Annotated in this window: 20 protein-coding genes, 1 tRNA gene and 1 riboswitch; of the genes, 15 read left to right on the forward strand and 6 right to left on the reverse strand. The window is 72.4% G+C overall.

Features of this window, described 5'->3' with window-relative positions:
• Both ABWK59_RS20575 and ABWK59_RS20580 read left to right on the forward strand, forming a co-directional pair.
• Positions 1–639 (forward strand): SurA N-terminal domain-containing protein, encoded by a 639-nt coding sequence (locus ABWK59_RS20575; RefSeq protein WP_354642073.1) that lies wholly within the window; start codon positions 1–3, stop codon positions 637–639.
• 85 nt (positions 640–724) lie between these two features.
• Positions 725–1,720, forward strand: a complete 996-nt coding sequence (locus tag ABWK59_RS20580; protein WP_354642074.1) for a MazG family protein — start codon at positions 725–727, stop codon at positions 1,718–1,720.
• On the opposite strand, the gene ABWK59_RS20585 is transcribed toward ABWK59_RS20580, so the two are convergent.
• Entirely contained in the window at positions 1,675–2,106 is a 432-nt protein-coding gene (locus tag ABWK59_RS20585; protein WP_354642075.1) for a hypothetical protein, read from the reverse strand. The genes ABWK59_RS20580 and ABWK59_RS20585 overlap by 46 nt on opposite strands.
• Before the next feature lie 192 nt (positions 2,107–2,298).
• Between ABWK59_RS20585 and ABWK59_RS20590 the strand changes: the two genes are divergently transcribed.
• From ABWK59_RS20590 to ABWK59_RS20620, 7 genes are all read left to right on the forward strand, one after another.
• Positions 2,299–3,582: a cytochrome P450 family protein gene (locus tag ABWK59_RS20590; protein ID WP_354642076.1), complete on the forward strand. Its 1,284-nt coding sequence runs from the start codon at positions 2,299–2,301 to the stop codon at positions 3,580–3,582.
• Between the two features lie 209 nt (positions 3,583–3,791).
• A riboswitch (cyclic di-AMP (ydaO/yuaA leader) is annotated at positions 3,792–3,958 on the forward strand.
• 3 nt (positions 3,959–3,961) lie between these two features.
• The gene (locus ABWK59_RS20595; protein WP_354642077.1) at positions 3,962–4,837 is read left to right on the forward strand and encodes a transglycosylase family protein; all 876 of its coding nucleotides are present in this window, start codon (positions 3,962–3,964) and stop codon (positions 4,835–4,837) included.
• 224 nt (positions 4,838–5,061) lie between these two features.
• A complete protein-coding gene (gene eno, locus ABWK59_RS20600; protein ID WP_354642078.1) occupies positions 5,062–6,348 on the forward strand; it encodes a phosphopyruvate hydratase in 1,287 nt (428 codons plus the stop codon).
• Positions 6,349–6,432: 84 nt separating this feature from the next.
• Positions 6,433–6,873 carry an FtsB family cell division protein gene (locus ABWK59_RS20605; RefSeq protein WP_354642079.1) on the forward strand — a complete coding sequence of 147 codons (441 nt, stop codon included), beginning with the start codon at positions 6,433–6,435 and terminating at the stop codon, positions 6,871–6,873.
• 13 nt (positions 6,874–6,886) lie between these two features.
• Positions 6,887–7,546, forward strand: coding sequence for a DUF501 domain-containing protein (locus ABWK59_RS20610; RefSeq protein ID WP_354642080.1), 660 nt, complete (start codon positions 6,887–6,889; stop codon positions 7,544–7,546).
• A complete protein-coding gene (locus tag ABWK59_RS20615; RefSeq protein WP_354642081.1) occupies positions 7,543–8,484 on the forward strand; it encodes a Ppx/GppA phosphatase family protein in 942 nt (313 codons plus the stop codon). Before ABWK59_RS20610 ends, ABWK59_RS20615 begins: the two co-directional genes overlap by 4 nt.
• 439 nt (positions 8,485–8,923) lie before the next feature.
• Complete coding sequence (locus ABWK59_RS20620) at positions 8,924–10,291, forward strand: NAD(P)/FAD-dependent oxidoreductase (protein WP_354642082.1); 1,368 nt, start codon at positions 8,924–8,926, stop codon at positions 10,289–10,291.
• Between the two features lie 320 nt (positions 10,292–10,611).
• Here the strand turns inward: ABWK59_RS20620 and ABWK59_RS20625 are convergent, their stop codons facing one another.
• Both ABWK59_RS20625 and ABWK59_RS20630 read right to left on the reverse strand, forming a co-directional pair.
• Positions 10,612–13,167, reverse strand: a complete 2,556-nt coding sequence (locus ABWK59_RS20625) for an ABC transporter permease (RefSeq protein ID WP_354642083.1) — start codon at positions 13,165–13,167, stop codon at positions 10,612–10,614.
• 46 nt (positions 13,168–13,213) lie between these two features.
• Complete coding sequence (locus ABWK59_RS20630) at positions 13,214–13,987, reverse strand: ABC transporter ATP-binding protein (protein WP_354642084.1); 774 nt, start codon at positions 13,985–13,987, stop codon at positions 13,214–13,216.
• 477 nt (positions 13,988–14,464) lie between these two features.
• Between ABWK59_RS20630 and ABWK59_RS20635 the strand changes: the two genes are divergently transcribed.
• The 3 genes from ABWK59_RS20635 to ABWK59_RS20645 all read left to right on the forward strand — a co-directional run bounded on the left by ABWK59_RS20635 (position 14,465) and on the right by ABWK59_RS20645 (position 15,941).
• Positions 14,465–14,549 (forward strand) — tRNA-Leu (locus tag ABWK59_RS20635).
• Positions 14,550–14,661: 112 nt separating this feature from the next.
• Positions 14,662–15,528: a Bax inhibitor-1/YccA family protein gene (locus ABWK59_RS20640; protein ID WP_354642085.1), complete on the forward strand. Its 867-nt coding sequence runs from the start codon at positions 14,662–14,664 to the stop codon at positions 15,526–15,528.
• An 89-nt stretch (positions 15,529–15,617) separates the two neighbouring features.
• Positions 15,618–15,941, forward strand: a complete 324-nt coding sequence (locus ABWK59_RS20645; protein WP_354642086.1) for a hypothetical protein — start codon at positions 15,618–15,620, stop codon at positions 15,939–15,941.
• Positions 15,942–16,112: 171 nt separating this feature from the next.
• Here the strand turns inward: ABWK59_RS20645 and ABWK59_RS20650 are convergent, their stop codons facing one another.
• The 3 genes from ABWK59_RS20650 to ABWK59_RS20660 form a co-directional block, all read right to left on the reverse strand.
• Entirely contained in the window at positions 16,113–17,051 is a 939-nt protein-coding gene (locus ABWK59_RS20650; RefSeq protein WP_354642087.1) for a hypothetical protein, read from the reverse strand.
• Between the two features lie 280 nt (positions 17,052–17,331).
• Complete coding sequence (locus tag ABWK59_RS20655) at positions 17,332–18,552, reverse strand: acetyl-CoA C-acetyltransferase (RefSeq protein WP_354642088.1); 1,221 nt, start codon at positions 18,550–18,552, stop codon at positions 17,332–17,334.
• 94 nt (positions 18,553–18,646) lie between these two features.
• Positions 18,647–19,699: an SGNH/GDSL hydrolase family protein gene (locus ABWK59_RS20660; protein WP_354642089.1), complete on the reverse strand. Its 1,053-nt coding sequence runs from the start codon at positions 19,697–19,699 to the stop codon at positions 18,647–18,649.
• Between the two features lie 187 nt (positions 19,700–19,886).
• Here ABWK59_RS20660 and ABWK59_RS20665 point away from each other — a divergent pair, with 187 nt between their 5' ends.
• From ABWK59_RS20665 to ABWK59_RS20675, 3 genes are all read left to right on the forward strand, one after another.
• On the forward strand, positions 19,887–21,287 hold the full coding sequence (locus ABWK59_RS20665) for a cystathionine beta-synthase (RefSeq protein ID WP_354642090.1): 1,401 nt from the start codon (positions 19,887–19,889) through the stop codon (positions 21,285–21,287).
• A gap of 587 nt (positions 21,288–21,874) precedes the next feature.
• Positions 21,875–22,201, forward strand: a complete 327-nt coding sequence (locus ABWK59_RS20670; protein ID WP_354642091.1) for a hypothetical protein — start codon at positions 21,875–21,877, stop codon at positions 22,199–22,201.
• Between the two features lie 196 nt (positions 22,202–22,397).
• Positions 22,398–23,666: a L,D-transpeptidase gene (locus ABWK59_RS20675; RefSeq protein WP_354642092.1), complete on the forward strand. Its 1,269-nt coding sequence runs from the start codon at positions 22,398–22,400 to the stop codon at positions 23,664–23,666.
• The last annotated feature ends 137 nt before the right edge of the window (positions 23,667–23,803 follow it).

Below are 23,803 nucleotides of genomic sequence, written 5' to 3' on the forward strand. Positions count from 1 at the left end.
GTGATCCGCACCAGCTCCGCCGTCCGCCGCCGCGCCGCCGCGGCCACCACCGCCGCGCTCGCCGCCGCGGTGCTCAGTGCCTGCGGCGCCGAACCCCCGCACCAGGGGGCCGCCGCCGTGGTCGGCGGCGAGCGGATCCCGATCGCCACGGTGGACGCCCGGGTGGCTGCCGTCCGCGACGCGGCGGCCGGGCAGGACGGCGGCCCGCGCGCCGAGCGGGCCGGGCTGGCCCGCCGGACCGTCGCCGAGCTGGTCCTGGACCGGGTGATCGCACGGGCGATGGCCGACCGCGGGCTGACCGTCTCCGACGCCGAGGTCGCCGACGCCCGCGGCGGCGACGCCAAGCTGCTCGGCGGCGAGGACGCGCTCTCCCGCGAGCTGCTGCTCAAGCAGTCCGTACCCGCCGAGGGCATCGACGCCTTCTACCGGCAGCAGCTGTCCATCCGCAAGCTCGCCTCCGCCGCCGGCCAGGACGCCCGCACCCCCACCGGCGACGCCGCCGTCCGGCAGGCCCTGGTCGCGGCGGGCTCGGCCCTCAGCATCGAGGTCAACCCGCGGTACGGCCACTGGGACCCGAAGCAGATCGGCCTCACCGAGACCGTCGAGGACTGGCTCCCGCGTAACCGCACCCTGTACTGACGGCCCGGCCGCCGGGAGCCGGGGACCGCCGGGCGCCTCCGGGCGATCACCCGCCGGCCCCCGGCGGCCGGGTAGGTTTCCGGGTGTGGACACTCCGAAGCTGACCCTGCTCACCACCACCCACCGGGTCGCCCCCGGCCTGCTCTCCTGGCCCGCGTGGGAGGCCCTGCGCGGCGCCGCCCGGGTGCTGGCCGCCGACCCGGACCACCCCCAGCTGCCCGCGCTGCGGCAGGCCGGGGTCGCGGTGGAGTTCGTCGAGCGCGGCTCCGCCCCGGCGCTGGCCCGGCTGCTGGTCGGGGCCGCGCCGGTCCTCTGGCTGGGCAGCCCCGACGGCGACCCCGGCCTGACCGAGGCGCTGGCCCGGATCTCGGTGGAGGAGGCCGGCCGGGCCCCCGAGATCGAGGTCCTCCCCGGCTCGTACGACCTGCCGGGCGCCCGGCTGCTCGACCTGGTCGCGGTGATGGACCGGCTGCGCTCGCCCGGCGGCTGCCCGTGGGACGCCGAGCAGACCCACGCCACCCTGGTGAAGTACCTCGTCGAAGAGGCCTTCGAACTGGTCGAGGCGATCGAGGAGGGCGACCGGGACACCCTCCGCGAGGAGCTCGGCGACGTCCTGCTGCAGGTGTTCTTCCACTCCCGGATCGCCGAGGAGCACACCGAGGACCCGTTCTCCATCGACGACGTGGCCGGGGACATCGTCGAGAAGCTGATGTACCGCCACCCCCACGTCTTCGGGGACGTCGAGGCCACCGGGTCCGAGCAGGTCGAGCGGAACTGGGAACAGCTCAAGGCCGCCGAGAAGCAGCGCGAGTCGGTACTGGACGGCGTGCCGGGCGGCCTGCCCGCCCTGGCGTACGCGGCGAAGCTGGTCTCCCGGGTCCGCCGGGCCGGCTTCACCGCCGTGCCCGACCAGCCGTACGAGCTGCCCGCCGAGCTCACCGAGGAGTCGGCCGGGGCGCTGCTGCTGGCGGTCGCCCAGCGCGCCTACGACGCCGGGGTGGACGTGGACGCGGCGCTGCGCGGCGCCGCCCGCGGCTACCGGACCGCGGTCCGGGCGGCCGAGGGGCTGTCGGAGGCCTGACGCTGCGGCGGGACGACCTCGCTGATCGCCTCGCCCACCGGGGCGAGCAGCTCGGCCAGCGGGTCGAGGTGGTCGGGCAGGTCGGCGAGCGACACGATCCGCTCGCCGTCCGGCCCGGCGACCGCGAACAGGCCGATCGGGCCGAGGTGCTTGGCGGCGGTGGCCACCAGGGCGGCGATGTCGCTGGGGCGGTGGACGTCGCCGCACACGCCGACCACCGGGCAGCCGGGCCGGTCCAGCTCCACGGCGAGGTCCTCGGCGACACCCGGACGCGGGTCGGCGATGAGCAGTCCGGCGGCGTTCGCGGCCGTGAACCGGCGAGCCAGATCGGCTCCCGAACCTCCGTCGAGCACGGCGATGACCACCACTGCCCCGGCTACTCGCATGGCCTGTCCCTCCTTTGGAACGCGCCCGGTGGACGGCCCGCACCGCCGTCACCCTTGACTATCGGAGGATCGTAGGCACGCCACGACCCTCCGCAACAGGGATTACCCCCCAGGTGACCAGACTCACGCCCGCCCGGCCGACCACCCCCGGGCCGGCCCGGGACGGCCCACCGCACCGGCTACCGTCGTGGCATGCCGGACACGCCCCACCCCGCCCAGCCCGAACTCTTCACCTGGGAGTTCGCCGCCGACCCCTACCCCGCGTACGCCTGGCTGCGGGAGCACGCCCCGGTCCACCGCACCACGCTGCCCAGCGGCGTCGAGGCCTGGCTGGTCACCCGGTACGCCGACGCCCGTCAGGCGCTGGCCGACAGCCGGCTCTCCAAGAACCCCGCCCACCACAGCGAGCAGGCCCACCGCAGCGGCCGGGTCGGCATCCCGGGGGAGCGGCAGGCCGACCTGATGACCCACCTGCTCAACATCGACCCGCCGGACCACACCCGGCTGCGCCGCCTGGTCTCCAAGGCGTTCACCCCACGCCGGGTGGCCGCCTTCGAGCCGCGGGTGCAGCAGCTCACCGACCGGCTGATCGACGGCTTCGCGGCCCGCGGCACCGCCGACCTGATCCACGAGTTCGCCTTCCCGCTGCCGATCTACGCGATCTGCGACCTGCTCGGCGTCCCGCCCGAGGACCAGGACGACTTCCGGGACTGGGCCGGGATGATGATCCGGCACCACGGCGGGCAGCGCGGCGGCGTCGGCCGGGCCGTGAAGCGGATGCGCGCGTACCTGCTGGAGCTGATCCACCGGAAGCGGGCCGACCTCGGCGACGACCTGATCTCCGGGCTGATCCGGGCCAGCGACCACGGCGAGCACCTCACCGAGAACGAGGCCGCCGCGATGGCCTTCATCCTGCTCTTCGCCGGCTTCGAGACCACCGTCAACCTGATCGGCAACGGCACCTACGCCCTGCTGCGCAACCCCGGGCAGCGCGAGCTGCTGCAGGACTCGCTGCGGCGCGGCGAGAGCGACCTGCTGGCCACCGGCGTCGAGGAACTCCTGCGCTACGACGGCCCGGTGGAGCTGGCCACCTGGCGGTTCGCGACCAACCCGCTCACCATCGGCGGGGTGGACATCCCGGTCGGCGACCCGGTGCTGGTGGTGCTGGCCGCGGCCGACCGCGACCCGGCCCGGTTCAGCGCCGAGAACACCCTGGACCTCGCCCGGCAGGACAACCCCCACCTCGGCTTCGGCCACGGCATCCACTACTGCATCGGCGCGCCGCTGGCCCGACTTGAGGGCCAGCGGGCCCTCGCCACGCTGCTCACCCGTCTGCCGGACCTCCGCCTCGACGCCGACCCGGCCGAACTGCGCTGGCGCGGCGGCCTGATCATGCGCGGGCTGCGCGAACTCCCGGTGTCCTTCACCCCCGAGCCGGCGGCACCGGCTTCGGAGGGGACACCGCCGACACGCTGACGGTGTGTCGGACAGGTCCGATCAGGCAGAATCTGAACCGGTATCAAACCGGACAAGCTGGGACTTTCCCTCGGCGATGCCGCCATTGTCGTGATTTCCGCGTGATTGTGACGATATGAGCTTGTGACCGATCGTGACATCTGCTTACTCTCCTGGGGCTCGCAGCCGCGGGCCCCTTGCGCGGAACGCCGAATCCTGTCCGCCGCGCCCTTGGGCCACCGACCAGACCACAGGACAGGGGCGGGGGACCCAGGTTCGTCGCCGTCCCCCAACGGCTCGGGGTGAAGCCGCCCCGCAGGGCCCCTCCTGCGCCGGCGGCCGGGCCACCTCCCGGTCCGAACCCGACAGCTCACCTCGCAGGCGTTCGAGAGGAAGTCCCATGTCCTTCACCGCCACAGGTCCCCAGCGCCGGATGTCCGGAGCCGAGCGCGCGATCGTCGCCGCCGGTGTGGCCGGAGCCGGTCTCGCCCTTCCCCTGCTCGCCGCCCCGGGCGCGCACGCCGCCCCGGTGTCCACCTGGGACCGCGTCGCCCAGTGCGAGAGCGGCGGCAACTGGCGCATCAACACCGGCAACGGCTATTACGGCGGCCTGCAATTCAGTCCGAGTACCTGGCGGGCGTACGGCGGAGGCCAGTACGCACCGCAGGCCCACCAGGCGACCAAGGACCAGCAGATCGCCGTCGCCGAGCGGGTGCTCGCCTCCCAGGGCCCCGGCGCCTGGCCGGTCTGCTCCCGCCGGGCCGGGCTGACCAAGGGCGGGCCCGCCGCCGCGGTCGACACCGACGACCAGTCCGGGCGCACGGACTCCCGGGGCTCGCTGCCGAAGACCCAGGCCGCGAAGTCCGGTCCGAAGAAGCCCGGTGCCAACGCCGGCGCCGAGACCGGTGCCGAGGCCGGTGCGACGTCCGATGCGGCGAAGGGCTCCGCGGCCTTCCCCGGCAGGGCCGGCTACGACACGGCCACCGGGAAGTACTGGTACCAGGAGGACGGCCGCTGGCACTGGACCGGCCACCGCACGGTGTACGAGCAGTTCGCCGGCAAGGGCGCCGCCGCCGAGGACCCCGCGAAGAGCGCCGAGGGAAGTGGGGCCGTGAACTCCGGCCGCGCCTACACCGTGCGGCCCGGTGACACCCTGTCCGACATCGCCGCCGTCCAGGGCGTGGGCGGCGGCTGGCGCGCCCTGTACGAGGCCAACCGCGGCGTCGTCGGCGAGAACCCGGACCTGATCCACCCGGGCCAGGTGCTCGCGCTCTGACCCGCCGGGGCCGTCCCGGGCGTCCGTCAGGGTGTCCGAGACGGCCCCTTTGTGGTCATTCAGGTGAACTACCGGCGAGTAGGGCAGCCACACGGTGAGACGGTGCCAAGGCCGACGTGGCCCCGGCGCGACGTGCGGTTAGGCTCTGGTCGTAACGACTCCGCTCTCGTCCCGACGGGCAGCACCCCCGTCCGTCGGACAACGCTTCCGCTAGGAGATGCCTCGTGCCGTCCATCGATGTCGTCGTCGCCCGTGAGATCCTCGACTCCCGCGGCAACCCCACGGTCGAGGTCGAGGTGGGCCTCGACGACGGCAGCACCGGCCGTGCCGCCGTTCCGTCCGGCGCGTCCACCGGTGCCTTCGAGGCCCTGGAGCTGCGCGACGGTGACAAGAACCGCTACTTCGGCAAGGGCGTGGAGAAGGCCGTCCTCGCCGTCATCGAGCAGATCGGCCCGGAGCTGGTCGGCTACGACGCCACCGAGCAGCGCCTGATCGACCAGGCCATGCTCGACCTGGACGCCACGCCGGACAAGTCCTCGCTCGGCGCCAACGCCATCCTGGGCGTCTCCCTGGCCGTCGCGCACGCCGCCTCCGAGGCCAGCGACCTGCCGCTGTTCCGCTACCTGGGCGGCCCGAACGCGCACGTCCTGCCGGTCCCGATGATGAACATCCTCAACGGCGGCTCGCACGCGGACTCCAACGTCGACATCCAGGAGTTCATGATCGCCCCGATCGGCGCGGAGTCCTTCTCCGAGGCCGTCCGCTGGGGCGTCGAGGTCTACCACACCCTCAAGGGCGTCCTGAAGGAGCGCGGCCTGTCCACCGGCCTCGGCGACGAGGGCGGCTTCGCGCCGAACCTGGACTCCAACCGCGAGGCCCTGGACCTCATCACCGAGGCCATCAAGAAGGCCGGCTACGTGCCGGGCAAGGACGTCGCGCTCGCCCTGGACGTCGCCGCGTCCGAGTTCTACAAGGACGGCGCCTACCAGTTCGAGGGCAAGGCGCTCTCCGCCGCCGAGCTCATCGAGTACTACGCCGAGCTGGTCGCCGCGTACCCGCTGGTCTCCATCGAGGACCCGCTGGACGAGTCGGACTGGGACGGCTGGAAGGCCATGACCGACAAGCTGGGCGACAAGGTCCAGCTGGTCGGTGACGACCTGTTCGTGACCAACCCGGCCCGCCTCGCCAAGGGCATCGAGACCGGCACCGCCAACGCCCTGCTGGTGAAGGTGAACCAGATCGGCTCGCTGACCGAGACCCTGGACGCCGTCGAGCTGGCCCAGCGCAACGGCTACCGCTGCATGATGTCGCACCGCTCCGGCGAGACCGAGGACGTCACCATCGCCGACCTCGCCGTCGCCACCAACTGCGGCCAGATCAAGACCGGCGCCCCGGCCCGCTCCGAGCGCGTCGCCAAGTACAACCAGCTGCTGCGCATCGAGGAGATCCTCGACGACGCCGCCGAGTACGCGGGTCGCGGCGCCTTCCCGCGCTTCAAGCACGAGGGCTGACACCCAGCGCTCCCATCCGGTGCCCCGGCTCCCACCGCGTAGGGTGGGGCCGGGGCACCGGCGTGCGCAGGAGGGGTACGAGCGATGGCGAAGTGGAAGATCCCGGGGCTGGCGGCGCGACCGCGCTTCACCAGCCGGGCCACCGTGCTCGTGCTCGTCCTGTGCTCGCTGGTGGCGATACTCGCTTACCCCGCACGGCAGTTCGTCTCGCAGCGCGCGGAGATCGCCGCGCAGCGCGCCAAGGCCGACCACGTCCGCCAGCAGGTCGAGGAGCTCCGCCGGGAGCGGGCCCGCTGGCAGGACCCGGAGTTCGTCAAGGCGAAGGCCCGCGAGCGGCTGCACTACGCCCTGCCGGGGGAGACGCCGTTCGTCTCGGTCGACCCCCAGCGGACCGCGATCGCCCACGCCCCGGCCCCGGCCGGCCAGGCCAGGGCCGCCAAGCCCTGGTTCACCGGGTTCTGGGACTCGGTCGACCAGGCCGACGCCGCGGGCCCGCCCCCCACCGTTGCCCCCGCCTCCCACTGAGACAGCACTCCTGATGACCACTGAGCACAGCCCCGTACCGAGCACCCCGGCGGACGACTCCGACGTCGCCGCCATCGCCGCCCAGCTCGGCCGCGTCCCGCGCGGCCTGCGCGGGGTGGCCCACCGCTGCCCCTGCGGCAACCCGGACGTCGTGGAGACGGCGCCCCGGCTGCCCGACGGCACGCCGTTCCCGACCCTGTACTACCTGACCTGCCCCAAGGCCGCCTCGCTGATCGGCACCCTGGAGGCGGACGGCCTCATGAAGGAGCAGACGGCCCGGCTCGCCGAGGACCCGGAGCTCGCCGCCGCCTACCAGCGGGCGCACGAGGACTACATCGCCCGCCGCGACGCCATCGAGGTGCTGGAGGGCTTCCCGAGCGCCGGCGGCATGCCGGACCGGGTGAAGTGCCTGCACGTGCTGGTCGGCCACTCGCTGGCGGCCGGCCCCGGCGTCAACCCGCTCGGCGACGAGGCCCTGGCGCGGCTGGAGGACTGGTGGGCCAAGGGCCCGTGCGTCTCCCCCGCCGAGGTCGAGGCCGCCGGGGAGCGGGTGGCCAGGAACCGGCAGAAGGCCGAGGACCACGCGGCCGTGATCGCGGCCAAGGAGCAGAAGACCGCCGAGCGCGCGGCCAAGAAGCTGGCCGAGGCGCAGGCCGAGGAGGAGTCCGAGTGACCGCCACCAGGGTCGCCGCCATCGACTGCGGCACCAACTCGATCCGCCTGCTGATCGCGGACCTCGACCCGGCCACCGGCGCGATCACCGACCTGGACCGCCGGATGATCATCAACCGGCTGGGCCAGGGCGTCGACCGCACCGGCCGGCTCCACCCGGACGCGCTGGAGCGCACCTTCGCCGCCTGCCGCGAGTACGCCGCGCTGATCGCCGAGCACCGGGTCGCCCCGGACCGGATCCGGATGGCCGCCACCAGCGCCTCCCGGGACGCCGAGAACGCCGAGGAGTTCACCAAGGGCGTCCGGGACATCCTGGGCGTCGAGCCCGAGGTGGTCTCCGGCGAGGAGGAGGCCCACCTCTCCTTCGTCGGCGCCACCAGGGAGCTGGCCGGCGGCAGCCTCCCCGGCCCGTACCTGGTCTTCGACCTGGGCGGCGGCTCCACCGAGTTCGTGCTCGGCACCGAGGACGTGGGGGCGGCCCGCTCGGTGGACATCGGCTGCGTCCGGCTCACCGAGCGGCACTTCGCCGGCACCGAGCTGCCCTCCGCCGAGCAGGTCGAGGCGGCCAAGACCGACGTCCTCGCGGCCCTCGACCTGGCCGCGGAGACCGTCCCGCTCACCGAGGCGGCCACCCTGGTCGGCCTCGCCGGCACCGTGACCACGGTGGCGGGCATCGTGCTCGACCTGCCCGAGTACCGGTCGGAGCTGATCCACCACTCCCGGCTGACGGTGGAGCAGGTCCGCGAGGTCACCGAGCGGCTGCTGCGCTCCACCCACGAGGAGCGCGCCGCCATCCCGGTGATGCACCCGGGCCGGGTGGACGTGATCGGGGCCGGCGCCCTGGTGCTGCTGGAGATCATGGAGCGGACCGGCGCCGCCGAGGTGGTCGTCAGCGAGCACGACATCCTCGACGGCATCGCCTGGAGTATCGCCCCCTGACCCCGGTCACCCCTTACCGAATCGGCCCCGGAGCGCCTGCTGAGCGCCCGGGGCCGACCCTTGGGGCCCCGACCCGGCGGCCGCCGCGAGAAACTTCGTGAATATCTTCACATGGCGAGCCAGCCTTTCGTCGGACTCCGGGGCCCGCTCCGTCCGATATGTGGGACCTAAGGCCCGGTCCACGGGTCCACCACCGGATCCCAGGCCGGGCCTCCGAGCCGCCGACGAAATCGAAATGGCGAGCGGGAACCCGGGCCCCACAAGGATCGTTGCTGCTCAGCGACACCCTCCGCGGGCGACGGCTCACCGTCGGTCCCTCCACCGCGTGAGGGGCACCCCCCGGGCCGTTTTTGCGGGCGCGCAGTGTAGCAGAGGGTGTCCAGAGTCTTGTGACGGGCCTCACGAAGTGGACGCCGGAGGGGGGTGGATACTTTCGGATATGAGCACCACGGAGCGTCCTCGCATCCTCATTGTCGGCGGTGGTTACGTCGGCCTGTATGCCGCGATGCGCATCCTCAAGAAGATGCGCTACGGCGAAGCGACCGTCACGGTCGTCGACCCGCGGCCGTACATGACCTACCTGCCCTTCCTTCCCGAGGCGGCCGGCGGCAACGTCGCGCCCCGCAACCTCGTCGCACCGCTGCGCAGCGCCCTCAAGAAGGCGGAGGTGCTCACCGGTGCGGTCACCGGCGTGGACCACGCCGGCAAGGTCGCCACGATCCAGCCCGCGGCCGGCGACGCCTACGAGCTGCCCTTCGACTACCTGGTCGTGGCCACCGGCTCGGTCTCGCGCACCTTCCCGATCCCGGGTCTCGCCGAGCACGGTATCGGCATGAAGACGGTCGAGGAGGCGATCAGCCTCCGCAACCACGTCATGGCGCAGCTGGACAAGGCCGAGTCCACCGCGGACGAGGATGTCCGCCGCAAGGCGCTGACCTTCGTGGTCATCGGCGGTGGCTTCGCCGGCATCGAGACCGTCGCCGAGATCGAGGACATGGCGCGCGACGCCGTCAAGATCTACAAGACCGTCAGCCGCGAGGACATGCGCTTCGTGGTGGTCGAGGCGGCCAACCGCATCCTCCCCGAGATGGGCCCGGACCTCGGTCTGTGGACCAAGGAGAAGCTCGAGGAGCGGAACATCGAGATCTACATCGAGACCTCGATGGAGTCCTGCGTCGACCAGCACGTGGTGCTGAAGAACGGCCTGGAGATGGACGCCTCCACCATCGTGTGGACCGCCGGCGTCAAGCCGAACCCGGTGCTGTCCCGGTTCGGCCTCCCGCTGGGCCCGCGCGGCCACGTGGACACCGCGGCGACCCTGCAGGTCCAGGGCTTCGACTACGTCTGGGCCGCCGGCGACAACGCCCAGGTGCCGGACCTCGCCGCCGGTGAGGGCGCCTGGTGCCCGCCGAACGCGCAGCACGCGGTGCGTCAGGCCGCCGTCCTCGGTGACAACGTGCTGGCCGGCATGCGGGGCTTCCCGCAGACCGAGTACAAGCACAAGAACCTGGGTGCGGTCGCCGGCCTCGGCCTGCACAAGGGTGTCGCGATCCTCTTCGGCAAGGTCAAGCTGAAGGGCCGCCTCGCCTGGTGGTTCCACCGCGGCTACCACGGCGCCATGGTGCCGACCATGAACCGCAAGATCCGCGTGTTCACCGACTGGACCCTGGCCATGTTCCTCAAGCGCGAGACCGTCGGCCTCGCCGAGATGGAGAAGCCGTTCGAGGCGTTCCAGGACGCTGCCGGCCCGGCTCCCAAGCCGGCCGTCGCCGCCGAGCCCGCCAAGGAGCTCGCCGGAAGCAAGTAAGCGACCAGACCCGAGAGTTCGGGTACGAGTCGGAGGCCCTCCGCCCGGCAGTGTCGCCGGACCACGACCTCCGTGGTGCTCAGCCGGCCGTACGACCGGGCGGAGTACAGAAGAACGCAGAAGGCCCCCCGCCACCGAATTCCTCGGGCGGGGGGCTTTCGCATGCGCCGGGATTCACCACCGGGGGCGGCCGGGAGGCACGCTCCACGCCCCCGAGGCGCGTCCCGGGTGGGTCGGGCCGGGGACGCCGAAAAGCCGGGAGCAGGGGGTCCGTGGGACCCTCCGCTCCCGGCTCCGCGGGTGACCTGCCCGATGGGGCGTCAGTCGGTCTTGATGCTGTCCAGGATGTCCAGGCGGGAGGCCCGGCGGGCCGGCCACATGGCGGCCACCACGCCGACCAGCGCGGCGAGCGCGAGGAAGATCATCATCTGGCCGTACGGAATCACGGTGGTCAGTCCCTTCATGCTGGGGGCGATGGTCTGGTTGGCGGCCCAGGCGACGAAGCAGCCGAGGCCCACGCCGATGACGGCGCCGAAGACGGAGATCACCACCGACTCCAGCCGGACCATCCGCTTGATCCCGCGGCGGTCCAGGCCGATCGCCCGCAGCATGCCGATCTCGCGCTTGCGCTCGAACACCGACATCGCCAGCGTGTTGATCACACCGAGGACGGCGACCAGCACCGACATGGCCAGCAGGCCGTACATCAGGTTCAGCACGAAGGTGATCTGCCGGCTGAAGTCGTCCTTCATGTCCTGCTTGCTCTTCACCTCGATCACCGGGTTGTTGCCGGTGGCGTCCTTGAGGGACTGCTTGAGGGCGGAGCCGGCGCCGTCGGTGCCCTTCACCATGATGTCGCTGAGGTAGGGCTCCGGGTCGTGCTTGGCGATCTCGGCGTTGGCCATCAGGATGGGCGAGAGGGTCTCGGTGCGCTGGAACACGCCGCCGACCGTCAGGGTGCCCTTGGTCTCGTCCGGGTACTCGGCCTTCATGGTCGAGCCGACCTTGAGGTTGAGGGTCTTGGCGACCTCGTCGTTGACCAGGATCTGACCCTGCTTCAGGGCGGCGGTGCTGCCCTCGTCCATGGTCACCTTGACCAGCTGGTCGATGACGCCGGCGTCGAAGCCCTGGATCGCCCGGGTCCGGCCGTCCAGGTCCCAGTACACGTTGGCCACGGGGCTGGAGGCGGCCACTCCGGGGGCCTTCGCGACCAGCCCGGCCACCTCCGGGGAGAGGTGGCCGGCGCCACCGGCCATCGCCACGTCGTAGTCGGCCTTCATCGAGCCGGTGACGGCCCGGCTGACCGCGTCGTTGACCGAGGCGCCGAGCACGGTCAGCGCGCTCACCAGGGTCAGACCGATGGTCAGGGCGGCCGCGGTGGCGGCGGTACGGCGCGGGTTGCGCACCGCGTTCAGCCGGGCCAGCCGGCCGGCGGTGCCGAACAGCCGGCTCATCACCGGGCCGACCAGCGCGATCACCGGACGGGACAGCAGCGGCAGCAGGATGAAGATGCCGATCAGGGTGATCGGGGCACCCGCCTCCAGCAGCTCCCGGCCGTCCTTGCCGGACTTGGCGCCGAGCAGGATCAGCGCGATGCCGCCGCCGGCGATCAGCGACCCGATCACGTTGCGGATCACCAGGCTCTTCTGGGTGGCCGGCTGCTCACCGCTGCTCATCGCGGCCACCGGGGGGATCCGGGAGGCGCGGATGGCGGGCAGCACCGCGGAGACCACGGTCACCAGGATGCCGACGGTCAGGCCGGTGACGATGGTCGCCGGGGCGATCACCAGCGAGCCGGTGGGCATGCTCGGGTTGAGGGCGGCCAGGCCCGCCTGCATCCCGGCGCCGATCCCGACACCGGTCAGCAGGCCGGCCACCGAGGCGGTGACGCCGATGACCAGCGCCTCGACCAGGACCGAGCGGGTGACCTGGCCGCGGGCCGCGCCGACCGCGCGCAGCAGCGCCAGCTCCTTGATGCGCTGGGCGATCAGCATGGTGAAGGTGTTGGCGATGATGAAGATGCCGACGAACAGCGAGATGCCGGCGAACACCAGCAGCGTGGTCTTCAGCGCGGTGGTCGAGTCCGCGATCATCCGGGACTGCTCGGCGTCGAGCTGCTGGCCGGTCTCGACCCGGAACTGGTTCGGGTGCCCCAGCTTCTGCGCGACCTGGTCCTTCAGGTCGCTCTCCGCAACGCCGGGCTTGGCGGCCAGCTCGACCGAGCTGAACCGGCCCGGCTCCAGCAGCCACTTCTGCGCGGTGCCGGTCTCCATCAGGACGAGCGTGCCGCCGGAGGTGACCTCGGGGGCGTTGGTGGTGAAGACACCGGTCAGCGTGGCGTCCATCACCGGGCCGTTGCCGGCGATCCGGACGGTGTCGCCGACCTTGTAGCCGCCCTTGTCGGCGGTGGCCTCGTCGAGCGCGATCTCCCCGGGAGCCTTCGGGCCGCGGCCATCGGCGAGCGGGTAGCGCGGGTCCTTGCCGGCGGCGTCCGGGGCGAAGTTGGCGCCGCGGGCGCTCCACGCCTCGCCGATCAGGTTGCCCTTGCGGTCGGCCACGCCGGTGAACCCGGTGACCACGCCGCGGGCGCTCTGCGCGCCGGGGAGGGCGGCCAGCCCGGCCACGGCGGCCTGGTCGAGCTCGCCGGCCTTCTCGCTCTTGTCCCGGGCGGTGACGTACGGTCCGGCCGTGTTGTCCGAGACCAGCACCGAGATGTCGGTGTAGCTCTTGGAGTAGCTGTTCCTCATGGCCTGGCCGGCGGTGTCCGAGAACACCATCGTGCCGGCGACGAACGCGGTGCCCAGCATGACGGCGAGCGCCGTCATCAGCAGGCGGCCCTTGTGGGCCAGCACATTGCGCAGTGCGGTGCGGTACATGGGTTGAGTCCTGGGGAGTCGGGTCGGGCGGGCTGCCGGCGGAGCGTCAGCTCGTCCGGCCCTTGGCGTCGAAGCGGCGCATGCGGTCGAGGACCGCGTCGGCGGTGGGGTCGCGCAGCTCGTCGACGATCCGGCCGTCGGCGAGGAAGACGACGCGGTCGGCGTACGAGGCGGCGACCGGGTCGTGGGTGACCATCACCACGGTCTGGCCCAGCTCGCGCACCGAGTTGCGCAGGAAGGCGAGGATCTCCGCGCCGGAGCGCGAGTCCAGGTTGCCGGTGGGCTCGTCGGCGAAGATGATCTCAGGCCGGCTGGCCAGCGCACGGGCGCAGGCGACGCGCTGCTGCTGACCGCCGGACAGCTGCGAGGGGCGGTGCGAGAGGCGGCCGGAGAGGCCGACCGTCTCCACCACGCGGTCCAGCCACGCCTGGTCGGGCTTGCGGCCGGCGATGTCCATCGGCAGCGTGATGTTCTCCAGCGCGGTCAGCGTCGGCAGCAGGTTGAAGGCCTGGAAGACGAAGCCGATCCGGTCCCGGCGCAACTGGGTCAGCTGGCGGTCCTTCAGGCCGACCAGCTCCACGTCGCCGATGGTGGCGGAGCCGGAGGAGACCGTGTCCAGGCCCGCCATGCAGTGCATCAGGGTGGACTTGCCGGAGCCGGACGGGCCCATGATCGCGGTGAACTCGCCCTGGCCGAACGCCACGGAGACGTCCTCCAGGGCCACGACGCGGGTCTCGCCCTCGCCGTAGACCTTGTTCAGGCCGGTGGCGCGGGCGGCCGCGAGGCCGGTGCGGGCGGCGGGGGCGGTCGTCGTGGTCACGGGGTGCTCCTTGCGGGACGGGAGGTGGGGACATCCGGGCTGGCCGGCGCACCCGCGCCGACCGCTATCCCATCGTCCGCTGCGTGATCATGGAAATCCGTCGCTCCGGCGGACGGTTGGACCCACCCCCGCAGGGCGTACGACCGGGCCCGGCCCTCCTCCTGCGGTATGACACCGGCCCTGATGCCCGAGCAGCGGTCGAGCCCGGCACGGGCCCGGCCAGGGCGCGGCACGGGCGTGACACGGGCTCCGGTGCGGGCATGGCCAGGGCATGGCATGGGCTCCGGCGCGGGCGCTGGCCGAATAGGGTGGGGCCGGTGGCCTGATCCCGGACGGTTCGTCAGATGGCAAGGAAGCATGACAACTTCCGTGCCGGGAATTATGCGAAACCGGGAGTCGGGCGACTAGGCTCAGGGGTGTCCCGACGCACCGGGGGCGGAGCTTCCCCCACCAGGTGAGCCGGGCATGTCGCAGTACGCCCGGGTGGTGGAACGCAGACACGGGCAGCTTAAAACTGCTTGGCCGCGAGGCCGTGCCGGTTCGAGTCCGGCCCCGGGCACCACTCCACCGAATCCGCCGCGAGCGAGATCCTCCTCGCGGCGTACTCACTTTCTTTTGCCAAACCATTACCCTGTAGGCCGTGGGCGGTGTCGTGCCGCCCCGGAGGGAATGACATGAGAAGCAGTAACCCGGTCTTCTCGCGGGAGGGAACCTTCACCCGCGACGCGGGCTACGCGGGATTCGGTACGGCGCAGCAGCAGTCGCCGTACGGCTCCAACCCGTACGCCGCCAACCCCCACGCCCAGCAGCCGCACGGTCAGCAGGCCACCGAGGACCCGCTGGTCGAGCTGTACCAGGCCCCGTCCGCGGGCCCGCTGCAGACCGGCCGGATGACCATGGACGACGTGGTCGCCCGGACGGCGATGACCCTGCTGACCCTCGTGGCCGCGGGTGCCGTCGCCTGGTTCACCGCCCCGGCGACCAGCTACGGTGTGGCCATCGGCGCCGCCTTCGCCGCGTTCGTCGTCGCCATGGTCATCAGCTTCAAGCGGAGCGTCAGCCCCGCCCTGATCCTGACCTACGCCGGCCTGGAGGGCTTCTTCCTCGGCGCCCTCAGCAAGGCCTTCGAGACGTTCCTGCCGGGCATCGCCATCCAGGCCGTGCTGGGCACCGCCGCCGTCTTCGCGGCGACGCTGTTCGCCTACAAGAGCGGCCGGATCCGGGTCACCTCGCGGTACGCCAAGATCGGCATCTCGATCGCGATCGGCTTCGTGCTGCTCATGCTGGTCAACGCGGTCGCGGCGATGTTCGGCGCGGACCTCGGCCTGCGGTCCGGCCCGCTGGGCATCGTGGTCGGCCTGGTCGCCATCGCCCTCGGCGCGTTCTTCCTCACCCTGGACTTCGCGGCCATCGAGGAGGGCATCCGCGGGGGCGCCCCGCAGAAGGAGTCCTGGCGGGCCGCGTTCGGCCTGACGCTCTCGCTGGTCTGGATCTACCTCGAGATGCTGCGGCTGATCGCCATCCTGCGCGGCGACGACTGACGCCGCACCACTTCCACCGCGGGCCCCGGGACCACCCCGGGGCCCGCGGTCTTTCCGCGCTCGCCCGGGCGGCGGATAGTCTCGGGGCCATGTCCGACGCACAGACCCTCCTGGACGCCGTGGAACGCCTGGCGGACCACTTCCGCGCGATGCCGCAGAGTCGGCTGCTGGGAGCGGTGCCCGGGTATCCGTCACGGGCCGCGGCCGGGCTGGCGCTGGCCCGCAGGCTGGCCGCCTTCGCGCTGGAGCTGGAGGGCGAGCCCCTCCGCGAGGTCCCCGACGCCGGCGCCTTCGCCGTCGGCGACCAGATCGCCGTCGCCGGCCACGACCTCGCCGCCGCCGCCACGGACCACCCGGACACCCTCGCCGCCGCCACCGCCGACACCCGCGAGACGGCGGCTCTCACCGCCTAGTGCCTGGGCGCACCTGGTGAGCCACAGACAGGGGCGCGTGGGGGCACCTCCCGACCGAAGGCTGGGGGAGAACTGCGCGGGGCGGGAGACAGCTGAGCTCTGCTTCTTCCGCGGCGCGCAGTTCCCCGCGCCCCTTCAGTGGTCGACCGGTTGCCCGGGTGCTCCGGGTCGTCAGATGGAGGCGACCACGCGGTCGGCGAGGACGTAGACGGTGTCGTCGTCGGTGGAGAAGGTGAGGGAGTAGGAGCCGGAGAACCGGGAGCCGCCGAGCAGCCGTACGTCCTCCCCCGCCTGCACCGCGTCGATCAGCCGGTATGCCGCCTCCCGGTCGCCGGGCGCCACGCAGAGGGTGGTGCCGTCGGCGAAGGCGTAGACGTCGAGGGTGCCCAGCGGGCCGGGGCGGACGTCGGTGAGGGCGATCCGGTCGTCGGCGAGGGCGGCCAGCCGGTCGTCGGTCCACTCGCGGGACGGGGTGGGGCTGGGGACGAAGTCCGGGTGGGAGGGGTGGCGGCGCGGGTCGGGGACCACGGCCGGCTCGGTGTCGGAGTCGAGCAGGCCGGACTCCAGGCCGGTGGCCAGCAGGTCGGCCTCGCGGCGGGCCCGGGCGTCGCCGGCGGCGTCCGCCGGGACCGGGGAGCCGCCGTGCGCGGGGTGCCCGGGATGTGCCGGGTGGCCGGGGTGGACGCCCCCGTCGGTGGGGCCGTTCTGCCGGTTCTCCTCGTTGATGATGTCCTCGAGGGCGTTCCGCAGCGCCTCGCCGAAGCCGGGGTCGATCCCCGCGGTGGTGTCGGGGGCGTCCTGCGGGCCGGTGGGGCGCGGGAAGAAGAGCGGCCACTCCTCGCCGATGGTGGTCAGCGGGCCGTCGAAGAGCGGCGAGTCCTCGGCCGCCCGGGCCTCCTGCTCGGCCCAGAACGCCCGGGCCTCGGTGATCTCCCGCTCCCGGTCGGCGGCGAGCGCCTCGGTGACCGCGCGGCGTATCAGGGTCTCGTCCGCGACCGTCGCGGGAGACCGCTGCGCGTCGATGCGGCGCGAGAGGGCGTGTACGCGGAGAAGGGTGCCGGCCGACAGTGCGATGAGGATCAACAGCAGGGAGATGTAGACGGCGCTCACAGAACGTACTCCCAACGAGGAGCGGAACGGGGTTACACGTCCACAGTGCCGTATGGGGGCGCGTTACTGCAGATGCAGGTGTCCGGTTTAGCCATGACTTTCTGCCTTGTCCTCAAATTGTTAGGTAACGCCGCTCTACGCAGCGCAGTCGGTCAGTTTCGGAACGTCGACAATTCGCCCGGGAAAGGCGCGAAAGAGGGCCGGATCGCACCGGGGTGTGATTCGGCCCTCAATTACGGACGGTGAGTCCAAACGGGTGGGCGGACGGACCGCCCGCCGGTCAGCTCAGGCGCTCGATGACCATCGCCATGCCCTGGCCGCCGCCGACGCACATGGTCTCCAGACCGAACTGCTTGTCGTGCCACTGCAGGGAGTTGATCAGGGTGGTGGTGAGGCGGGCGCCGGTCATGCCGAAGGGGTGGCCGATCGCGATGGCGCCACCGTTGACGTTCAGGCGGTCGAGGTCGATGCCGAGGTCCCGGTAGGACGGGATCACCTGGGCGGCGAAGGCCTCGTTGATCTCGACCAGGTCGATGTCGGAGATGGACAGGCCGGCCCGCTTCAGCGCCTGCTTGGAGGCCTCGACCGGGCCCAGGCCCATGATCTCGGGGGAGAGGCCGCTGACGCCGGTGGAGACGACCCGGGCGAGCGGGGTGATGCCCAGCTCGCGGGCCTTGGTGTCGGACATGATCACCAGGGCGGCGGCGCCGTCGTTCAGCGGGCAGCAGTTGCCGGCGGTCACGGTGCCGTCCGGGCGGAACACCGGCTTGAGGCCCTGGACGGCCTCCAGGGTCACCCCGGCGCGCGGGCCGTCGTCGGCGGAGACCACGGTGCCGTCCGGGGTGGTGACCGGGGTGATCTCGCGCTGCCAGAAGCCGGCCTTGATGGCGGCCTCGGCGAGGTTCTGCGAGCGGACGCCGAACTCGTCCTGGTCGGCCCGGGTGACGCCCTTGAGCGCGGCCAGGTTCTCGGCGGTCTGGCCCATCGTGATGTACGCGTCCGGCACCAGGCCGTCCTCGCGCGGGTCGTGCCACTCGCCGCCGCCCTCCGCGGCGCGGGTGGCGGTCCGGGCCTGGGCCTCGTCGAACAGCGGGTTCATGGTGCCCGGCATGCCGTCCGAGGAGCCGTTGACGAAGCGGGAGACGGTCTCCACGCCGGCCGAGATGAAGACGTCGCCCTCGCCGGCCTTGATCGCGTGCAGCGCCATGCGGGTGGTCTGCAGCGAGGAGGAGCAGTAGCGGGTGACGGTGGCGCCGGGCAGGTAGTCCATGCCCATCTGCACCGCCACGATGCGGGCCAGGTTGTGGCCCTGCTCGCCGCCGGGCAGGCCGCAGCCGAGCATCAGGTCGTCGATCTGGCGCGGGTCCAGCTGCGGCACCTTGGCGAGGGCGGCGGCGATGATCTGCGCGGTGAGGTCGTCCGGGCGGACGTCCTTCAGCGAGCCCTTGCCCGCCCGGCCGATCGGCGAACGGGCGGCGCTGACGATGACGGCTTCGGGCATGGGGGGCTCCTCGATGGCGTGGCCTAGGCTACTGAGCCTTCACTTAGGAGCCTGCTCGTCCGCTCCTGAGGGATGCTCAGGGGGAAAGTTACCGTTAAGTAGCTCGAACGTCACCCGTCCCGGGGTGTGAGTTGGCCGACGCCGTCCGCAGCTGCTCCGCCCCTGGCAGGCCCAGCCGCAGGCGGTGCTTGATCAGGGCCCAGCGCCACACCCCGGTGTCCGGACCGGCCGCCGCCACCTCGGTGCCGGACCGTCCCGCGGCCGCCGCCGCCGCGACCGCCACCGGCAGGACGGCCTCCGGCTCCACCGCGGCCCCGCCGGTCTCCTCGGGCCACAGGTCGAGGGCCGCGCAGAGCGAGGGCAGCAGCGCCATCGCCGCCGTCGCGTACCCCTGGGCCGAGGGGTGGTAGCGGTCCGAGGCGAACATCTCCGGGCGGGCCGCGAACTCCGGGCCGAGCAGCGACCCCAGCGAGACCGTCCGGCCGCCCGCCTCCACCACCGCGATGGTCTGCGCCGCGGCCAGCTGCCGGCTCAGCCGCCGGGCCACCCACCGCAGCGGCGGACGCACCGGCTTGATGGTGCCGAGATCGGGGCAGGTGCCCACCACCACGTCGCAGCCGGCCAGCCGGAGGGTGCGGACGGCGTCGCCGAGCGCGCGGACGCAGGTCGCCGCCGGGCTGTGCCGGGTCACGTCGTTGGCACCGACCATGATCACGGCGACCCGGGGGCGGTGCTGCAGGGCCTGCGCCACCTGGAGGGCGAGGTCGGCCGAGCGGGAGCCGGACTTGGCGACGTTCACCAGCCGCACCCGGCGCTCGGCCACCGAGGCCAGCCCGGCCGACAGCAGCGCGCCGGGGGTCTCCCCGCCGCGCGCCACCCCGAGCCCGGCCGCCGTCGAGTCGCCCAGGAAGGCGAGCACCAGCGGGTCCGCGGCCTGGGCGGGGTCGGCGAACGCGGCGCCGTACACGCCGTCCGCGCGGGGCGGATCGCCGTCCAGGATCCCGATCGCCCGGATCGCCAGCCGGCTCTCGGTCAGCAGCACCCCGGCCAGTCCGACCCCGAGCAGCCCGAGACCGCCACCGCCGTACGCGGCCGCGGTGGCGATCCGGCGGGCCACCCGGGCCCTCGACGCCTGTGCCCCTGGCATCCGGCACCCCCTTGTGCGGTCTTCCAGAGTCCTCGTACCCCTTAGTACCCGCCCATGCCACCGGCCTACCGGCCCCGATCGGCCATCCGGGAGGAGCCGCCCCGCCCGTGGTGGCCCGCCGGGGGGTTCCCACGGCCTAGGCTTTAAGCACCCACAGTCACATACGCCACTCACCGGGAGGATCCCCGTGCGGTACAGCAATTCGATCATCGATCTGGTCGGCAACACGCCCCTGGTGAAGCTCAACAAGGTCACCGAGGGGATCACCGCCACCGTGCTGGCGAAGGTCGAGTACTTCAACCCGGGTGGCTCCGTGAAGGACCGGATCGCGATGCGCATGATCGAGGCCGCCGAGGCCTCGGGCGCGCTGAAGCCGGGTGGCACCATCGTCGAGCCGACCTCCGGCAACACCGGTGTGGGCCTGGCGATCGTCGCGCAGCAGAAGGGCTACAAGTGCATCTTCGTCTGCCCGGACAAGGTCTCCACTGACAAGATCAACACCCTGCGGGCGTACGGCGCCGAGGTCGTGGTCTGCCCGACCGCGGTCGCGCCGGAGCACCCGGACTCCTACTACAACGTCTCCGACCGCCTGGTCCGCGAGACCCCGAACGCCTGGAAGCCGGACCAGTACTCCAACCCGGACAACCCGGCCTCGCACTACCACTCCACCGGTCCCGAGCTGTGGGAGCAGACCGAGGGCCGGATCACCCACTTCGTGGCGGGCGTCGGCACCGGCGGCACCATCTCCGGCACCGGCAACTACCTGAAGGAGGTCTCCGGCGGCAAGGTCCAGGTGGTCGGCGCCGACCCGGAGGGCTCGGTGTACTCCGGCGGCACCGGCCGCCCGTACCTGGTCGAGGGCGTCGGCGAGGACTTCTGGCCCACCGCGTACGACCGCGACGTGGCCGACCGGATCGTGGCCGTGTCCGACAAGGACTCCTTCCAGATGACCCGCCGCCTGGCCAAGGAGGAGGGCCTGCTGGTCGGCGGCTCCTGCGGCATGGCCGTGGTGGCCGCGCTGGAGGTGGCCCGCGAGCTCGGTCCGGACGACGTGGTCGTGGTGCTGCTGCCGGACGGCGGCCGCGGCTACCTGTCCAAGATCTTCAACGACGACTGGATGGCCGACTACGGCTTCCTGCCCACCGCCACCGACGAGGCGCACATCGGCGAGGTGCTGGCCCGCAAGGACGCCATCGAGCACGAGGGCATCCCGCAGTTCGTCCACATGCACCCGAACGAGACGGTCGCGGAGGCGGTCCGGGTGCTGCGCGACTTCGGCGTCTCGCAGATGCCGGTGGTCTCCCCGGGCGCCGGCCACCCGGACATCATGGCCGGCGAGGTGATCGGCTCGGTGGTCGAGCGGGAGCTGCTGGACGGCCTGTTCTCGCAGAAGATCCAGCTGACCGACACCCTGGACAAGGTGATGTCCAAGCCGCTGCCGGTGGTCGGCTCCGGCGAGTCGGTGACCAACCTGATGGCGGTGCTGGAGAAGGCGGACGCCGTGGTGGTGCTGGTCGAGGGCAAGCCGCAGGGCATCGTCACCCGGCAGGACCTGCTGGCGTTCCTGACCGCCCGCGCCGGTCACTGAGCCGCCGTCCGCCGAGCCGCCGGTCACTGAGCCGCCGGTCACTGAGCCGCCGTCCGCTGAGTCGCCGTCCGGGCGGTGGGAGTAACCGCCCGGTCGGTTGAGCGCCCGTCAGGGCCGGTGTGCGGCCGACCGGGTGGAGCCTTCGCGCTCCACCGGTTGGTACACCTACGTCACGTCCACGCATCACCCGGTTAACAACCGTGGGGCATCGTAGAGGTCAACGGCAAGACGCCGAGCACGGTGGCGGCGGGGGCGGGAGCGGCTCCCCGGACCCGCGGTCACCCTGGACACGTCGGTCGGCCCTGACCCGGCTCACCGTGTCCGCCCGTGGGGGCCGCCGTCGTCCCGCCCCTGTTCGACCCCGCCCCCGTGGCGGGGATGAGCGACAGGGTGTGGCGGCTCCCACGGCACCTCTCGCGCCGAAAGGCGCGGCTCCGCGGGCTCCCGGGTGGGGGAGCGCCGACGGAGGCGGTGGGCCGGCCTGGGTCCTCTCCTCGGGAGAGGGTCCGGGCCGGCCCTCCCGTTTCCCCTGCCCCGTTCCCGCTCCCGTTTCCCCGGGCGCGGCCGGAACGCCTACGCTCGCTGACATGACCAGCACTGACCTGCCCGAGCAGGACGCCCCGCGGTACGTCCGCCTCACCATCGAGCTCATCGCCGAGATCACCGACGAGCAGGCCCTCAAGGCCGCCGCGCTCTCCCAGGTGGCGGGTGACGAGTACCTCGACGACGAGGAGCGCGCCCAGTCCGTCGAGGCCATCGAGGTGGACCCGTCCGGTTCGCTCGCCCACTTCATCGACCCGGTCGCCCTGCTCGGCGAGGTGCCGGGCGTCGAGCTGACCTCGGCCACCTGGGAGTCCGCGACCACGGACTACGACCCCGATGACGAGAGCTGGGACGAGTACGAGGTGAAGTGACCTCTCCCACTTTTCGCCCGGTCCGGCCTCCCGGACCGGGCTTTTTGTCCGTTATCGCGGCATCCTGGGTCGTCTGGTCCGATCTCGACCCCTTGAGATCGGATTCAGACGGGAACTGCCGTCCTGCTGGGTTCGTCGGTTCCTTCCGGAATGTCCGGGACGAACCGGGACGACGTCGAGCAGCAGGGAGTGTGAAGTGGCGGCATCGGAGAAGCGGGAGCGTTCGGGCGGACGCGGGTGGAGCCGGCGCGGCGTGCTCGCGGGCGTGGTCGGCGTACCCGTCCTGCTGATCGCGGCCTGCGGCGGCCACCCTGGCGCCACCTCCGCCGCCCCCGGCGGCCAGGGGGCCGCGGCCGAGGCGGCGGTCTCCGCGCCGGCCAGCCCCAAGGCCTCGGTCGCCAAGATCGCCGTCTCCCCGGCCGACGGCGCCACCGCCGTCCCGTTCTCCGACCCGGTCAAGGTCACCGTCGCCGACGGCACGCTGAGCTCGGTCCGGCTCACCGACACCGCGGGCCGGGAGATACCCGGGCAGCCCACCGCCGACGGCACCGGCTGGGCCTCCACCGGGAAGCTCGCCAGCGGCACCAAGTACAAGCTCGCCGTCTCGGCCACCGACGCCAACGGGCTGACCGCGGACTCCAACACCTCGTTCGCCACCGCCACCCCGGCCAACACCTTCGTCGGCTACTTCAGCCCCGAGGACGGCTCCACGGTCGGCGTGGGCATGCCGGTGTCGATCAACTTCAACAAGCCGGTCACCGACCGCAAGGCCGTCGAGCAGGCGATCACCGTCACCTCCTCCTCCGGCGTGGAGGTGGTCGGCCACTGGTACTCCGGCACCCGGCTCGACTTCCGCCCCGCGGAGTACTGGCCCAGCGGCAGCCAGGTCACCCTCAAGCTCCGGCTGAAGGACGTGCAGGGCGCCAAGGGCGTCTACGGCACCCAGTCCAAGGACGTGACCTTCAACGTCGGCCGCAGCCAGACCAGCGTCGCCGACCTCGCGAAGAACACCCTCACCGTCACCACCGACGGCCGGGTCACCGCCACCTACCCGATCATCGGCGGCGCCCCCGACCACCGGACCTGGGGCGGCAAGCTGGTCATCTCCGAGCAGTACCAGGAGACCCGGATGAACTCCAACACCGTGGGCCTCGGCAGCGAGTACGACATCCCGGACGTCCCGCACGCCCAGCGGCTGACCAACTCCGGCACCTTCATCCACGGCAACTACTGGTCGCCCGCCTCCCAGTTCGGCAGCGCCAACACCAGTCACGGCTGCATCTCGCTCCAGGACGTCAAGGGCGGTGCCGACGGGAACACCAACGCCGCCGCGTTCTTCAAGAGCTCGATGGTCGGCGACGTGGTCGAGGTGGTGAACTCCGGCGACCGGCCGGTCGACCCGGCCAACGGCCTGAGCGACTGGAACCTCGGCTGGGCCGACTGGAAGGCCGGCAGCGCCCTCTGAGGGGGCGGCGGGCCGGCGAGCGCTCCGAGCGGCCGGCACTCTCCTGACCTGGCCTCATCATCCGGCGGACCCCTTTCCCCCAGGGGCGCCTGACGCCCGGATATAGGTTTGGGCACACCTTCGTACCAAGGTGGAAA

It is taken from the genome of Kitasatospora sp. HUAS MG31, assembly GCF_040571325.1.
GTDB lineage: Bacteria > Actinomycetota > Actinomycetes > Streptomycetales > Streptomycetaceae > Kitasatospora > Kitasatospora camelliae.

Coding starts and splice junctions, on each gene's coding strand:
- ABWK59_RS20585 (WP_354642075.1), bottom strand. CDS start 2,106: ATGCGAGTAGCCGGGGCAGTGGTGGTCATCGCCGTGCTCGACGGAGGT.
- ABWK59_RS20670 (WP_354642091.1), top strand. CDS start 21,875: ATGACCAGCACTGACCTGCCCGAGCAGGACGCCCCGCGGTACGTCCGC.
- ABWK59_RS20655 (WP_354642088.1), bottom strand. CDS start 18,552: ATGCCCGAAGCCGTCATCGTCAGCGCCGCCCGTTCGCCGATCGGCCGG.
- ABWK59_RS20610 (WP_354642080.1), top strand. CDS start 6,887: ATGACCACTGAGCACAGCCCCGTACCGAGCACCCCGGCGGACGACTCC.
- ABWK59_RS20625 (WP_354642083.1), bottom strand. CDS start 13,167: ATGTACCGCACCGCACTGCGCAATGTGCTGGCCCACAAGGGCCGCCTG.
- ABWK59_RS20590 (WP_354642076.1), top strand. CDS start 2,299: ATGCCGGACACGCCCCACCCCGCCCAGCCCGAACTCTTCACCTGGGAG.
- ABWK59_RS20640 (WP_354642085.1), top strand. CDS start 14,662: ATGAGAAGCAGTAACCCGGTCTTCTCGCGGGAGGGAACCTTCACCCGC.
- ABWK59_RS20605 (WP_354642079.1), top strand. CDS start 6,433: ATGGCGAAGTGGAAGATCCCGGGGCTGGCGGCGCGACCGCGCTTCACC.
- ABWK59_RS20595 (WP_354642077.1), top strand. CDS start 3,962: ATGTCCTTCACCGCCACAGGTCCCCAGCGCCGGATGTCCGGAGCCGAG.
- ABWK59_RS20660 (WP_354642089.1), bottom strand. CDS start 19,699: ATGCCAGGGGCACAGGCGTCGAGGGCCCGGGTGGCCCGCCGGATCGCC.
- ABWK59_RS20620 (WP_354642082.1), top strand. CDS start 8,924: ATGAGCACCACGGAGCGTCCTCGCATCCTCATTGTCGGCGGTGGTTAC.
- ABWK59_RS20645 (WP_354642086.1), top strand. CDS start 15,618: ATGTCCGACGCACAGACCCTCCTGGACGCCGTGGAACGCCTGGCGGAC.